This is a genomic window from Clostridium coskatii, from assembly GCF_001675205.1.
Classification (GTDB): domain Bacteria; phylum Bacillota; class Clostridia; order Clostridiales; family Clostridiaceae; genus Clostridium_B; species Clostridium_B ljungdahlii.
The window spans coordinates 61,008-75,870 of the sequence record NZ_LROR01000089.1; the positions used below are offsets into that span (position 1 = coordinate 61,008).

At 31.0% G+C, this 14,863-nt stretch carries 15 protein-coding genes and 3 riboswitches; of the genes, 13 read left to right on the forward strand and 2 right to left on the reverse strand.

Annotated features, from left to right (window positions below; all coding sequences use genetic code 11):
* Positions 1-66: 66 nt before the first annotated feature.
* From CLCOS_RS19535 to CLCOS_RS19550, 4 genes are all read left to right on the forward strand, one after another.
* Positions 67-252, forward strand: coding sequence for a hypothetical protein (locus CLCOS_RS19535; protein ID WP_192847927.1), 186 nt, complete (start codon positions 67-69; stop codon positions 250-252).
* A 13-nt stretch (positions 253-265) separates the two neighbouring features.
* Complete coding sequence (locus CLCOS_RS19540; protein WP_063601908.1) at positions 266-1,234, forward strand: TIM barrel protein; 969 nt, start codon at positions 266-268, stop codon at positions 1,232-1,234.
* A gap of 97 nt (positions 1,235-1,331) precedes the next feature.
* Positions 1,332-1,507, forward strand: a riboswitch (cobalamin riboswitch).
* A gap of 152 nt (positions 1,508-1,659) precedes the next feature.
* Positions 1,660-2,334 carry an energy-coupling factor ABC transporter permease gene (locus CLCOS_RS19545; protein WP_063601909.1) on the forward strand — a complete coding sequence of 225 codons (675 nt, stop codon included), beginning with the start codon at positions 1,660-1,662 and terminating at the stop codon, positions 2,332-2,334.
* 2 nt (positions 2,335-2,336) lie between these two features.
* Positions 2,337-2,696 carry a hypothetical protein gene (locus tag CLCOS_RS19550; RefSeq protein ID WP_063601910.1) on the forward strand — a complete coding sequence of 120 codons (360 nt, stop codon included), beginning with the start codon at positions 2,337-2,339 and terminating at the stop codon, positions 2,694-2,696.
* A 98-nt stretch (positions 2,697-2,794) separates the two neighbouring features.
* A riboswitch (cobalamin riboswitch) is annotated at positions 2,795-2,971 on the forward strand.
* A gap of 229 nt (positions 2,972-3,200) precedes the next feature.
* On the opposite strand, the gene CLCOS_RS19555 is transcribed toward CLCOS_RS19550, so the two are convergent.
* Both CLCOS_RS19555 and CLCOS_RS19560 read right to left on the reverse strand, forming a co-directional pair.
* Complete coding sequence (locus tag CLCOS_RS19555; protein ID WP_430392621.1) at positions 3,201-4,370, reverse strand: phosphoribosylaminoimidazolecarboxamide formyltransferase; 1,170 nt, start codon at positions 4,368-4,370, stop codon at positions 3,201-3,203.
* Positions 4,371-4,429: 59 nt separating this feature from the next.
* A riboswitch (ZMP/ZTP riboswitch) is annotated at positions 4,430-4,510 on the reverse strand.
* A 61-nt stretch (positions 4,511-4,571) separates the two neighbouring features.
* Positions 4,572-5,498 carry a metal ABC transporter substrate-binding protein gene (locus CLCOS_RS19560; RefSeq protein ID WP_063601912.1) on the reverse strand — a complete coding sequence of 309 codons (927 nt, stop codon included), beginning with the start codon at positions 5,496-5,498 and terminating at the stop codon, positions 4,572-4,574.
* 400 nt (positions 5,499-5,898) lie between these two features.
* Between CLCOS_RS19560 and CLCOS_RS19565 the strand changes: the two genes are divergently transcribed.
* The 9 genes from CLCOS_RS19565 (at position 5,899) to CLCOS_RS19605 (ending at position 14,732) form a co-directional block, all read left to right on the forward strand.
* Positions 5,899-6,372 carry an HAD family hydrolase gene (locus tag CLCOS_RS19565; protein WP_013238869.1) on the forward strand — a complete coding sequence of 158 codons (474 nt, stop codon included), beginning with the start codon at positions 5,899-5,901 and terminating at the stop codon, positions 6,370-6,372.
* 31 nt (positions 6,373-6,403) lie between these two features.
* The gene (locus CLCOS_RS19570; protein WP_063601913.1) at positions 6,404-8,086 is read left to right on the forward strand and encodes a MutS-related protein; all 1,683 of its coding nucleotides are present in this window, start codon (positions 6,404-6,406) and stop codon (positions 8,084-8,086) included.
* Between the two features lie 550 nt (positions 8,087-8,636).
* Positions 8,637-9,458, forward strand: coding sequence for a molybdate ABC transporter substrate-binding protein (gene modA, locus CLCOS_RS19575; protein ID WP_013238867.1), 822 nt, complete (start codon positions 8,637-8,639; stop codon positions 9,456-9,458).
* Positions 9,459-9,484: 26 nt separating this feature from the next.
* Positions 9,485-10,171, forward strand: coding sequence for a molybdate ABC transporter permease subunit (modB, locus tag CLCOS_RS19580; RefSeq protein WP_013238866.1), 687 nt, complete (start codon positions 9,485-9,487; stop codon positions 10,169-10,171).
* A gap of 2 nt (positions 10,172-10,173) precedes the next feature.
* Entirely contained in the window at positions 10,174-11,238 is a 1,065-nt protein-coding gene (locus CLCOS_RS19585) for a sulfate/molybdate ABC transporter ATP-binding protein (protein ID WP_013238865.1), read from the forward strand.
* 96 nt (positions 11,239-11,334) lie between these two features.
* Entirely contained in the window at positions 11,335-11,541 is a 207-nt protein-coding gene (locus CLCOS_RS19590) for a TOBE domain-containing protein (RefSeq protein WP_013238864.1), read from the forward strand.
* Positions 11,542-11,838: 297 nt separating this feature from the next.
* Positions 11,839-12,201, forward strand: a complete 363-nt coding sequence (locus tag CLCOS_RS19595; RefSeq protein WP_063601914.1) for a response regulator — start codon at positions 11,839-11,841, stop codon at positions 12,199-12,201.
* Positions 12,202-12,226: 25 nt separating this feature from the next.
* A complete protein-coding gene (locus CLCOS_RS19600; RefSeq protein WP_063601915.1) occupies positions 12,227-14,212 on the forward strand; it encodes a chemotaxis protein CheA in 1,986 nt (661 codons plus the stop codon).
* Between the two features lie 28 nt (positions 14,213-14,240).
* Positions 14,241-14,732: a chemotaxis protein CheW gene (locus CLCOS_RS19605; RefSeq protein WP_063601916.1), complete on the forward strand. Its 492-nt coding sequence runs from the start codon at positions 14,241-14,243 to the stop codon at positions 14,730-14,732.
* Positions 14,733-14,863 lie beyond the last annotated feature (131 nt).

Here is a 14,863-nt window from a genome sequence, read left to right on the forward strand (position 1 = left end):
GTACTACAATTTAATGTAAACGAAGGAGATTTAGGTAGTAAAGATGAAATATTGTCACGTCATGATATGGGTAATCCCCAAGATTCTAGCATAGACCAGTCTTTAATAAAATCACCTATTGGCGGTATTGTTGTAAAAAAAGAAGTAAATGCGAGGACAGTTTTATCTTCAGGAAAAACTGCAGCACTTTTAGCAGATCCTGAAAACTTTTATATTACTGCCAAGATAGGTGAAATAAAAGTAACAAGATAGGAGGTGTGGAAAATTGTTGAAGTTAATGAATTTGTCTACATATAATTATGATGTTGAAAGATTTGATTGTAATAAAAATAATATAATAAACTTTTTAAAAAAACATAAAATGAATGGCATTGAACTTTTGCATCCTTTAGGGTTAGATGAAAATATTATTCCATGTAACCTTATTAAAGGCGTCCATTTAAAGTATTATCCTACATGGCTAGATTTTTGGAATAATAATACACAGGAACTTTTAAAACAATTCAGAAGTTTAGACGTTATTGAAAAATATTATGGTGGTACTAACAGAAAAATTATGATAGAGCACTACCAAAAAGAGATTAAAATGGCCGATAAGATTGGTGCAGAATATGCTGTTCTTCATGTGGCTCATGTACAAGAAAGGCATGTTTTCAATTATGATTTTACATATACTGATGAAGAAATTATAGATGCTGCTAGTGATCTAATAAATGAAGTTTTTAAAGGTATGGATACAAATATAAAATTACTATTTGAAAATGAGTGGTGGCCTGGATTTACCATGTTAAGTTATGAGAATGCATATAGGTTATTAAATAAAGTTAATTATTCAAATAAAGGATTTGTATTGGATACGTCACATTTAATGAATACAAATTTACATCTTAAAAGTGAAAAACAGGGAATAGAATATATAATAAATATTGTAAAAAATTTAGGAAAATTAAAAAAAATAATAAAAGGTATACATCTTAATTGTTCATTATCAGGTGAATACGTAATGAAAAAAATAAATAGTACGAGGGGAAAAGAATTTACGTTACCTCCAATGAGTGAAGAAATGTATATGCATGTTTTTAATATAGACAATCATAAGCCTTTTTCAGATACTTGTGTAAAAAAGTTACTGGATTTTATGAAACCGGAATATCTTGTCTACGAGCTTGTTGGAAAGTCTATTGGAGAGCTGGAACAATATATCGAGACTCAAGATGCAGCTTGTTTACTATAATTGGCACATTAAATATCATACTTGACATAAAAGAGAAATTGTGAGAAAATTAACGTAAATAATTACATGGTGCAATTTTACAGTAATTATTATAAAAGAATATAAAAAAGATATAGGTGCATTATTATGCTGAAAAGGGAAGCCAGATGAAAAGTCTGCACGGTCCCGCCGCTGTGAGAAAAGGAGTCCTTATTTATATGTCACTGGGAAACTGGGAAGGCTATAAGGATGATGATCTTAAGTCAGAAGACCTGCCTATATTGTTTAGGAACCATTAAGCTCTACGAGTGATAGGGAGGTGACTTAATTTTAGTATATTATTGTATTATTATACATTTTAACCCTCCTGGTTTAGTCTAGGAGGGTTAAAATCGTTTACGATGCATAAGAAGAAGTAACTTATTAAAATTGGAGGTCTTATAAAAATGCATATTGAAGATGGAATTTTATCACCACAGGCCTGGGGTACATGGTATGTAGTAAGTGCCATGTTTATTGTACCGGGTATTAAAGAGATTAAAAGAAGAGTTAAGGAGAATTTATATTATAAACCTTTTCTTGCTATGATGGGAGTGGCGGTATTTGTTATTTCTTGTATGCACTTTCCTGTACCTGTAACCGGTTCCTGTTCTCATCCTTGTGGCACACCACTGGCAGCTATTGTAGTAGGACCACTAGCTACTGCTGTAATCTCAGCTATTGGATTGTTTTTTCAAGCCATATTTTTGGGACATGGTGGTATTACAACTATAGGTGCCAATGATTTTTCCATGGGTATTGCAGGAGGAATTTCAGGATATTTTTGCTGGAAGGTTTTAAGGCATTTTAAAAGCCCTATATGGCTTGCAGCTGGAGTGGCAGGTTTTATTGGAGATATAGTTACATATTTGGTAGCAGCTTTGGAACTTGCAATAAGTTTGCATGGACATATCCCTATAGTCAAGCAGTGGATGATATTTTTTGCAGGGTTTGGACCTACTCAAATACCTCTAGCTATAGGCGAAGCAGTATTTACAGCTGTAATTCTGCAGGTTATGGTAAGCAGGCGTCCTGATTTAATGCCAGATGTACTTGGACGGAAATATAAGGAGGCAAGATAGCGATGAAATCAACTACGAATGCAGTAGATATAGAAAATAAGAAAGGTACAAGCATTAAATTTATAGATGGATTTACTAAATCTATTCTAGCGGTATTGTTAATTTTGTTGGTTCTTATATTTGGAGCAGGTAAGTATATGAGCAGTCATAACATGGAGGCTGGTGGCACTGATGACAAGGTAAACACCATGGCTTCAAACAAAATTAAAGCAGATCATCATCCATTTATTGAATTGCCTGGTGATGCAGAAGTAGGAGCTTTTTCTGTGGCAAATTTTTGTGCAGGATTGATAGTTGGACATCATTGGGAGAAAATATTTGGCAAATCAAAGTCAAATAAAAAATCTTTAGAGAAAGAGTAGAGTATAAACGAATCATTATTACAGAATTTTTTTATAATTAAAATATTTAATGCATTTTACTTGACAAATGAATGGCGTAAGTATATAATATAAACATAATCAAATAGTAAAGTATGTGGTTTACATAGGTAATTAAAAGGGAAAATGGTGAAATTCCATTACAGCCCCCGCTACTGTATTGGGTGACGATTTTAAATTTCCACTGGAGTATTCCGGGAAGGAATTAAAGAGGATGATCCTATAGTCAGGAGACCTGCCTATACTTTTGAAATAATCTTTCGGAGGGAAAGATTAATGCATTAGTAATTTTTAGGCTATGTTGTTATAAAATTGATATGGCTATGTAATGTGTTAATTAGGGACTTCCAAAAGAAGTCCCTTTTTATATATTGGTGTTAACTTAAACATATCTAATCCCTTTAATGCTGCTGTTGCAATGGTGTGCAACAGCAGTTTTTTTAATCATCACTTAAACTTTAAATCTAACCACTCAGATAATCTAAATTAATGATGAAATAATCTTAAATTTGAAAATGCCATTACCATATTATAATCGTTACAAGCTTTTATTACAATGTCATCTCTTATAGAACCACCTGGCTGAACAATGTATTTCACGCCGCTTTTAGAAGCTCTATCTATATTATCTCTAAATGGAAAAAATGCGTCAGATCCTAAAGATACACCCTGAAGTTTTGAAAGCCAATCATTTTTTTCATTTAAAGTAAGCCTTTTCGGAATTTGAGTAAATACATCTTTCCATCCCATAGTTTCTTCATCAGTTACGTCATCGCGGAGATACTGGTCTATTACATTATCCATTTCAGGTCTTTTAAGTCCTTCTTTAAAAGGAAGTGATAGTACCGTTGGATGTTGCCTTAAGAACCATATATCTGCCTTTGATGCAGCAAGTCTTGTACAGTGAACTCTTGACTGCTGGCCTGCTCCAACTCCAATTACCTGACCGTCTACTGCAAAACAAACTGAGTTAGATTGTGTGTATTTTAAGGTGATCATTGAAATTAGAAGATCTCTTTTAGCACTTTCTGGCATATTATTATTATCTGTTACTATGTTTTTTAAAAGATCATTTGTTATAACTGCATCATCCCTTTTTTGTTCAAAAGTTACTCCAAATATCTCTCTTTTTTCCATTTCTTCTGGTTCATAATTTGGATCAATTTGAATTATACAGTAGTTTCCTTTTTTCTTTGTCTTTAGAAGCTCTAGTGCTTCCTTGCTGTAGGATGGGGCAATTATTCCATCTGAAACCGATGCTTTGAGTATTTTAGCAGCAGATAAGTCAACTTCATCACTTATAGCTGCAAAATCTCCGTAGGAAGACATCCTGTCTGCTCCTCTTGCTCTTGAATAAGCAATGGCTGCAGGGGAGAGTTCCATATCTGAAACTGCATATGCTTTTTTTAATACATCATTTAGAGGCACTGCAACTGCAGCACCTGCAGGACTTACATGCTTAAAAGAAGCAGCACTACAAAGTCCTGTGGCATTTCTAAGTTCCTTTACAAGTTGCCAGGAATTAAAAGCGTCCATAAGATTGATATATCCAGGTCTTCCGTTTAAGATCTTAAAGGGAAGAGTACCTTTTTTCATATAAACTCTTGCAGGTTTTTGATGTGGGTTGCACCCATATTTAAGTACAAATTCATTCATTTCCATGTATAAAATACCTCCATTTTAAATTTAAGCATAAAAAAACCTGGGCAAATTATATAATTTACCCAGGCGGTCGATATCTTTTTTAATCATGCTCCCTATGGTAAACTCCATTTCCGCCAGTTACATGATTATTTTATGCAATTTATTAAATTATATTATATTGAAAATGTCATGTCAAACAAATTGTTGAAGAATTTATTTTAAGCTGTTATAAATCATTTGTAAATTATATTTCATACTTTGTATGTAATTTTTATTATCTTCATTTCCCTCTATTGTATATATTTTTTCTACTTTTGCTCCAACTTCTTTTGCAAGGGTATTTGATACTTTAGGGCTTACCATGTCTTCTACAAAGATAGTTTTTATTTTATTTTGTTTACAATAGTTTACAAGTCCCTCTAATTTTTTAGGGGAGGGTTCTCCTTCTGCAAATACATCTTCTACACTATTTTGTTTTAAACCAAAATCTCTGCAGAGATATGCAAAAGCAGCATGTCCTGTTACAAAACTTTTATTTGAAACTGTATGAAATTTTTGGTTATATTCGTTGTATAAATCATCAAGTTGTTTTGAAAAATCGTTGTAATTTTTTTCGTAAAAGTTTTTGTTTGATGGATCTGCTTTAATTAAGGCATCTTTTATGTTTTTAGATTGATTCTTGGCATTTTTTAGACTTAGCCACATATGGGGGTCGTATTGCCCGTGCTCTTTTGTTTCATCATTATCAGTATTTTTAATTGGAACTGAACCTTTTGAAGTATCTATTGAAATTAAATTTTTATTATTTATAGATTTTAAAACCTTGTCTTTCCAGGATTCCATACCCAATCCATTATATATAAATACATTGGCATCGCTCAAGTTTTTGAAATCTTTTGCAGTTGGTTCAAAATCGTGAGGCTCTGTGCCAGTAGGTATCATTGTAATAATATCAATTTTATTCTTTCCAATAGCTGAAGTAAATTCTCTCATTGCATTAAAGGATACAACTACTTTTACTTTGGATTCTTTAGTATTATTTGAGGCTGTTCCCGCAGCACAACCTCCTAAAATGAAAATAATGCAGGTAAAAATAAGGGCTAGTATTGTAAACTTAATTGGTATATTTCTTTTAAGCATAAACTTCCTCCTAAAATATTATATATGCAAATGCAAACAAATTGCATTTGCATATATAATATTACTAGCTGAAAAGGAATTTGTCAATAAATACTAGAAACTTAAGATTTTTATCCGATGGCTACCAGCCGTAATACCCCCATCGCACACAGCGAAAGCGACTGTCGCCAAATCAAAGATTTTGGGGCATCTGCTTTTCTTATAAAGTGGGGGGATAACGGCTGCTACGCCCCTGGATAACGATTTCTAAGTTTCAGATGGAGAAAAAACTCCATCTGAAACTAAGAATTCTGTTTATCTTTAGGAATATGATGGTAAAGTTAACATTGACAAGTTATGTTTGAATAGTTTACAGTAAAATTAAGTAATTTGCAAAATGCTATAAAGGGGATAATTAAAAATGATAGTATTTGATATACCCGGCAGCAGGAGTATTACCATAAAAAATGTTATTTTTGATTTTAATGGTACTCTTGGACAAGACGGGATTTTAATTGATTCTGTGGGGGATAAATTAAAGGAGTTGGCAGGCAAAGGCGTTAATATTTATGTGATTACAGCAGATACTTACGGAACTGTAAAAAATCAGTGCCAGGGTCTTCCAGTTAAGGCTAAAGTATTTAATAAAGAAGATTCATCTAAAGATAAAAAGTATATGGTTGAAAAGCTAGGATGTGATGTTACCGCATCTGTTGGCAATGGAAGAAATGATCTAGAAATGTTTAAAAATAGTATTATATCTATTTGTGTTATTGGGAGAGAAGGATGCTTTACTAAATCTTTGCTAGAATCTGATATAGCAGTTACAAATATTTTAGATGCTATAGATTTATTGTTAAACAATGATAGAATTAGAGCTACACTTAGAACTTAAGCAAAAGTAAAAAATAGAAGGAGGAATAAATATGTGGGTTGTACTCGGATACATAGCTGCTATTATATTAGTGAGCATATTAATCTCAGTATTTTCAAACATTAAGTCAAATAATGAAATTAGGAGAAGAATAGAAAATGATTGGGGTGCAGAGTTTGAAGAAAAATATACGGAAGATGACCTAAAGAGTACAGCGGAATACTTTAATAATAGAAAAGAAGTGGAAAAAGGAACAGTTTTTATTGATGAAATTACCTGGAAAGATCTTGATATGGACAGTATTTTTAAAAAAATAAACAATACAGAAAGTAGTCCTGGAGAACAGTATTTATACAATATATTAAGAGAACCTATATATGATGAGGAGAAACTTAAACATAGAGATGAATTGATAAAATTTTTTCAGAATAATGATAAAGAGAGAAAAAGTATACAATATATACTTGCCAAACTAGGCAAAAATAGGGCTTGTTTTATAACTGATTACTTTTACAATAAGGGTAATAAGAGAAAATCATTACTGTTCTACTACAGAATTTTGTCTTTGATCCCCTTTGCAGGTGTAGGATTAATATTTCTAAATCCATATATAGGACTCGCTACTATTATATTGTCCTTTTCCTACAATATATTTGTATATTACAAAGAAAAAAATAAGATAAAGCATAAATTTGAATCCTTTATGTACATACTTAAAATAGTAAAATATGCTGGAGATATTTTGAAAGAAGATGTAAAGAAGTTTAAAGATTACAATAAAAAATTAAAGGAGGCTCTTAAAGAGCTAAGATCTATAAAAAGACTTTCTTTTGCTTCAAAAAATAATGGTACAGATGTAGGGATAATAGCTGAGTATACTAGTATGTTTTTACTCACGGATTTAATTAATTATGAAAAAATGTCAAATGCCCTTATGGAAAGAAACAGTGAGTTTAAAGTAATATTTGAAGTAATTGGAGTGATAGACAGTTGTATGTCTATTGCAGCTTACAGGAGAAGAATAAAAAATTATGTTACTCCAGAGCTTACTAAATGCAGAAGAAAGCAGGAAAATGTGAATGTGTTTAAAGATATAAGACATCCTCTTATGGAAAAATCTGTGCCGAACTCCATAGAGATTTCAGATTCCATTTTAATTACAGGGTCCAATGCATCAGGTAAATCAACTTTTTTAAAAACAGTAGCTATAAATATTATTTTAGCGGAGACAATATATACCTGTCTTGCTTCAGAATTTAAATGCTGTTATTTCAAAATATATACATCTATGGCTTTGAAAGACGACATATTTAGCAATGAAAGTTATTATATAGTAGAAACTAAATCTTTAAAGAGAATTATAGATAATTTAAATGAGGATATACCTACTATATGTTTTGTAGATGAAATTTTACGAGGAACCAATACTGTAGAGAGAATTTCAGCTTCTTCTCAAGTGCTAAAATATTTAACTTTAAATAATTGTATATGTATTGCAGCTACCCATGATGTGGAGCTTACTCATATACTTGAAAGATATTTTCAAAATTACCATTTTCAAGAGAGTATTGAAAACAATGAAATAAAGTTTGATTATAGAATCCATGAAGGAAGGGCTACCACTCAAAATGCAATAAAACTTTTAGGCATTTTAGGATATAGTGATGCTATTGTAAAAAAGGCGCAGGATAAGGCAAACAAATTTTTAACTGAAGGTATATGGGAAGTAGAATAAATATAAAAACTTTGCGAAGCAAAGTTTTTGAGAGGACAGAGGACAATTGCCAGAGGACAGTGAAGGATGATTTTTCTCCGCTATGCTACGAAAAATCTTCAATTTAAAAGAACATAAGTTTCTTTTACTTTTCATGGGTACTTTTTTAGTAAGTAATTATCTGAAAATCATAGATTTTAGATACCTACTTAAGTGATGTTTTGCTTTAGCAAAACAAGCTTAAAAATAAATTAGTTTTCTGACGTAAGGAGGAAAACTCACCTTCATTGTCCTTTGTCCTCTGTCAATTGTCCTCTGAAAAGTTGATTATATAATTATAATAGTGAGCATTCAATTTATAATTGAATGCTTTTATGTTAAGTATTATTATAATGTTTTTATGACAATGTTTACAAACGGGTTGAATAATTGCTTAAGTAGATGATATAATAGATATATCATAATAAAACACTATATTATGGAATAAAATGTTCCTTTGTATAACTCTATATAATGTTATGTTATGATTCACTGAAAAATAATATAAGTTTTAAACGCTGGGGGTGTTTTAATGAAAAAACTAAAAAAAAGTTTAGTACTCATTCTGGTTTTAATTGTCACAACCATGGCAGCAGGTTGCGGCGGTAGTCAGAGTTCAAGTGAAAAAAAGTCAGATTCCTCTACAAAACAAGAAAAAGCAGTGACTTTAACTGTATCTGCTGCTGCAAGTTTAAAGGATTCTATGAATGAAATCAAACAGTTATATGCAAAAGATCATCCGAATGTTACTATTACATATAATTTTGGAGCATCAGGGACTCTTCAACAGCAAATTGAACAAGGAGCACCAGCAGATATATTTATGTCTGCAGCAACAAAACAGATGGATGCATTAAAAGGTAAAAATTTGCTAGTAAACGATACTATAACTAATCTTTTAAAAAATGATGTAGTTCTTATAGTACCTAAAAATTCATCTTCTAATGTTAAGAGTTTTAACGATTTAGCAAGTGATAAGGTTAAAAAAGTAGCTCTTGGAGAAGTTAAAAGTGTACCAGTAGGACAATATTCCCAGGAAATACTTACAAATTTAAAGATAATGGATAAGGTTCAACCAAAAGCTATTTATGGTAAGGATGTAAAAGAAGTTTTGACCTGGGTTGAGACAGGAAATGTAGATGCTGGTATAGTTTATAAAACTGATGCATTAGTATCAAAGAAAGTAAATATTGTAGCTACGGCACCTGAAAACTCTCACAAGGCTGTAGTATATCCAACAGCTGTAGTTAAAGCTAGTAAAAATCCTACTCAAGCTAAAGATTTTCTTAAATTTTTATCAAGTGATAAAGCTAAAGCCGTATTTCAAAAGTATGGATTTAAACTTGGAAAATAATTTATTGTAATGGAGAGGATAAGTTTATGAATTTTGATGCTTCGCCTGTATGGATTTCGTTAAAAACTACATTTACGGCTACATTTATAACTTTTTTTATAGGAATTGCAGTAGCTTATTTAATGGTAAATTATAATGGAAAGTTAAGAAATATTTTGGATACTATACTTACCCTCCCACTTGTTCTGCCACCTACGGTGGCAGGATTCTTTCTACTCCTTATATTTGGAATAAATAGTCCTATAGGTAAATTACTTTCTAAAATTGGAATCAATATAATTTTTTCTTGGCCTGCTACGGTAATAGCGGCAGCTGTTATAGCTTTTCCTCTTATGTATAAAACTACAAAGGCAGCTTTTGAGCAGATAGATAGGAATATTGTAAGTGCAGCAAGAACATTAGGTGTTTCTGAATGGAAAGTTTTTTGGAAAGTTGTACTGCCTCTTGCCTGGCCAGGAATAGGGGCAGCTACAGTTCTTTCTTTTGCAAGGGCTCTTGGAGAATTTGGAGCTACTTTAATGATAGCAGGTAATATACCTAACAAAACTGAAACTATTCCTATAGCTATTTATTTTGCAGCTGAAAATGGAGAGATGGATAAAGCTTTTATGTGGGTGCTGTTAATAGTTGCAATCTCAACTATAGTCATTTTACTTATGAATTATTGGAATGACTATCAACAGAAAAATATATACGGTGTTAGGAGAAATTAAAAATGGGACTGTATGTAGATATTGAAAAGAAGTTACCAGGGTTTAGTTTAAAAGTAAAGTTTAATAATGAAAAAAATATAATAGGACTTTTAGGAGCTTCGGGATCTGGTAAAAGTATGACACTTAAGTTTATTGCTGGGTTAGATACGCCTGATAGGGGAAAAATAGTATTAAATGAAAAAGTACTATATGATTCTGATAAAAAAATAAATATTCCAAGTAGAAAACGAAAAGTGGGTTTCTTATTTCAAAATTATGCCCTATTTCCAAACATGAATGTAGAACAAAACATAGGGTTTGGATTGCAAGATATGGATAAAGATAAGAAAAATAAGATAATTTCTGAAAAGATAAATATGATGAATCTTAAAGGATTGGAGAGGAGATTTCCAAGTCAGCTTTCAGGAGGGCAGCAGCAGAGGGTTGCTATTGCCAGGGCCCTTGCAATAGAGCCTGAAATACTTCTATTAGATGAACCTTTCTCTGCATTAGATACTCATCTGAGAAGTAAAATGGAAGAACAACTTATACATATATTGTCCAATTATAATGGACATACGGTATTTGTGTCTCATAATAGAGATGAGATATATCGTATTTGCAAAAATATAGCGGTAATTAATAGAGGTAAAGTAGAAGCTTTTGGAGATAGAGATTATATATTCAAAAATCCTCCTACTGTTTCAGCAGCACAGCTTACAGGGTGCAAAAATATATCTAAGGTTGAAGTGGTAGATGAACATACTATAGAAGCTGTAGATTGGGGATGTACTCTTAAAGTTAAGGATAAAATTGAAGGTAAGGTATCCTACATGGGAATTAGAGCACATTATGTTGAATTAGCAGATGATAATAAAAATGAAAATATATTTAAATGCTGTGTAAACCATATAAATGAAAGTCCTTTTACAGTTTCAATTTATTTGGACAGTGTAGAGGAGAAAACATATACTAAGACTAAAAGTTTATTGTGGGAAATTCCAAAGGAAAATTGGGTTGCACTGAAAAAAATTAGCCAGCCCTGGAATATATATATAGACAAAGACAATTTATTTTTGATTGAATAAAAACTGCAAGATAGGGGTAAACTACAACTATCTTGTGGTTTTTATTTTATTGAGGTAAAAACACTATAAAATATATTAAAAAGAAGGTAATTTAATATGAAAATCAGTGCAAGAAATCAGTTAAAAGGAAAAGTTTCTGAAATTAAAGAAGGAGCTGTAAATGGTGAGGTTATAGTAGACTTAGGAAATGGAACAACTATATGCTCAATTATTACAATGGAATCCATTAAAAATTTAGGAATTAAAGTTGGTTCTGAAGTTACAGCACTTGTTAAGGCTTCTTCAGTAATTATTATGGCTTAAGGAACTTTCAATTAAATAGCCAGATTATTTACTAAATTAGCAAGTAATGTTTATTACATAACTTGCTAATTTTTTTATGCATTTCTATTTAAGAATGTAACTTTATGCATTGCTATATAAGGTGAATTACATGACAATAATGCAAATTTTAATATATTTATATTTTTTATAATAAAAAAACAAAAAATAAAGGAAAATAGACATAGATGTAGAATTTATAAACAAATGGAGATAATATAGAAAAATATAGTTAATAATTAAATTGATTTTAAAATTTGATTATAAGGAGGACAATTTATGCCTAAAATACTTATTGTTGATGATGCATCTTTTATGAGAATATCTCTAAAAACTATGCTTGCTAGAAATGGATTTGAGGTTGTTGGAGAAGCTGAAAACGGAGGCTCGGCAATTTTTAAATATAAGCAATATAATCCTGATATTGTAACAATGGACATTACAATGCCTGATATGGATGGAATTGAGGCGCTTAAAAAAATCAGAGAATATGATAATAAAGCTAAGGTTGTTATGATAACTGCAATGGGACAGGAAACTATGGTTAAAAGGGCAATAGTTAGTGGTGCTAAATCATTTATTGTTAAACCATTTAAGGAAGATCAATTAGTTAAAGCACTTAATAAAGTATTATCAGTTTAAATATTGAAACTAGGGGTGGTAAATTGTGTCAGATAAAAGCTCAGATGATGTTATACTTGAATCCTATATATTTGAAACATCCCAGCTTATTGATCAACTTGAAACATTGATATTGGAAAATGAAAGTGTAAATTGCTATTCGGAAGAAACTATCAATGAGATATTTCGCATTATGCATACAATTAAAGGGTCTTCTGCTATGATGTCCTATGAGTATATTTCAAAGTTGGCTCATTCTATAGAAGATTTGTTTTATTTTCTCAGAGAAGAGAAACCTAAAGATGTAGATTACGAAAGTTTATCAGACTTGATTTTAAAATGTGTGGATTTTATAAAAGTGGAACTTGAAAAAATAAAAAATGGGAATAAAGTGGATGGCAACTGTGATTCTATAATAGAGTACAATAAAAATTTTCTTATGGAGTTACAAAATCAAAAACCTAAGGAGAACATTAGTACAGAAAATAGAAATGAAGAAATCAAATTGACTAATAGATATGAGGCACTTATATTTTTTGAAGACGACTGTGAAATGGAAAACTTGAGGGCTTATACTGTAGTGGAAACTTTGAGAGAGTTTTCAGAAGAGATTAACTATATACCTAAAGATATAATGGAAAATGATGATACTTGTAAAACAATACATGAAAGCGGTTTTAAAATATTTATAAAATCCTATAAATCTTATGATGAACTTTGTGAAATTTTAAACCAGGCAGTTTTCTTAAAAACCTTTAAACTTGAACAGCTAGAAGATGCTGAACAGCTTCAGCAGTCTACTAAATCCAATCAAGGCATAAACGTATGTGATGAAAATACGAAAGATAAATCAATTATACAAGATTTTATAAATGTAAAAGTGGACAAGCTAGATAAGCTAATGTATTTAGTAGAGGAAATGGTTATTGCCGAAGCTATGGTTACTCAAAATCCTGATTTAAAGGGAATGAAATTAAATAATTTTGAAAAATCCTCAAGGCAGCTTCATAAAATTACAAGTGAGCTTCAGGATGTGATAATGTCTGTAAGGATGGTACCTATATCTATAGTATTTCACAAAATGAATCGTATAGTACATGATATGAGTAAAAAGTTAAATAAGCAAGTTCATTTAAAATTAATTGGAGAGGATACTGAGGTAGATAAAAATATAATTGAACACATATCAGATCCCCTTATGCATTTGGTGCGAAATTCCATTGATCACGGAATAGAATCAATAGAAGATAGAAAGTGTCTTGGAAAAAGTGAAAATGGAACTGTTACCTTAGAAGCAAAAAATGAAGGAAATGATGTTGTTGTAATTGTAAAAGACGATGGCAGAGGATTAGATAGGAAGAGCATATTAGAAAAAGCTATTTCAAATGGGATACTTAAGAAAAATCCAGAAGAAATGAGCGACCAGGAAATCTATAATTTAATTTTTATTCCAGGGTTTTCCACTAATGAAAATGTTACAGAATTTAGTGGCAGAGGGGTTGGTATGGATGTAGTAGTTAAAAATATTCAAAATGTATGTGGATCAGTTTCAATAGATAGTTTGGAAAATAGTGGGTCTACCATAACGATGAAAATACCTCGAACCCTTGCAATTATAGATGGTATGAATATAAGGGTAGGAAATTCCTATTATACTATTCCTATTACGTCTATAAAAGAGCTTTTTAGTGTGGAAAAAAACAATGTGATTTCTAATATGGACAGCGGCGAAATGATAATGGTGAGGGGTAAATGTTATCCTCTTATCCGTATACACAAATTATACAACGTAAAAACTAATGTTAAAAATTTAGAAGATAGAATAATTGTCATGGTAGAAAAAGACAATATGGGATTGTGCATATTTGCAGATGAATTAGCTGGACAACAGCAGGTTGTAGTAAAGTGTTTGCCTAACTATATAAAAAAAGTAAAAAATATAGATGGACTTTCAGGGTGTACCCTCCTTGGAGATGGGAGTATTAGTTTAATACTTGATATAGGTGAACTTGTAAATATGCTTGGTAAATAAAAGTGCGCAGTGAAAGGAGAATATAAATATGTCAGAAATTGTAGTAGATGATAGCTTAGTTGAAGAAGAAGATACTCAAAAGAATAAATATCTTACTTTTACTCTTGAAAAAGAGTTTTATGGTATAGAAATTAAATACGTTATTGAAATAATAGGAATTCAACCAATAAGTGAAATACCTGAACTACCAGAATATATAAAGGGAATTATAAATTTAAGAGGCAAAATAATACCAGTAATGGATATTAGGTTAAGATTTAAAAAGGAGGCAATAGAATATAATGATAGAACATGCATTATTGTAATTCAGATTGAGGACATTTATGTAGGACTTATTGTAGATGGTGTCTCCGAGGTAATAGATATACCTGATTGTGAAATTGTAGAACCTCCAGAAATTAGCAAAGTTAGAAATAAATTTATAAAAGGCATAGGAAAGGTTCAAGATAATGTAAAATTGCTTTTGAATTGCAATAAATTGTTAAATAATGGAGATACAGATAGCTTAAGTAATATTTAATATAAAAGCAATCTGGTAATATGTCAAGATAGTTTTTTTAAAGATTTCGATATGTTTTTCTTAAAAAAGGGCGCACAAAATAGACGTTCGAATTTTTTGACAAAAAATCGAATGTTAGTTCGTCTTGATAT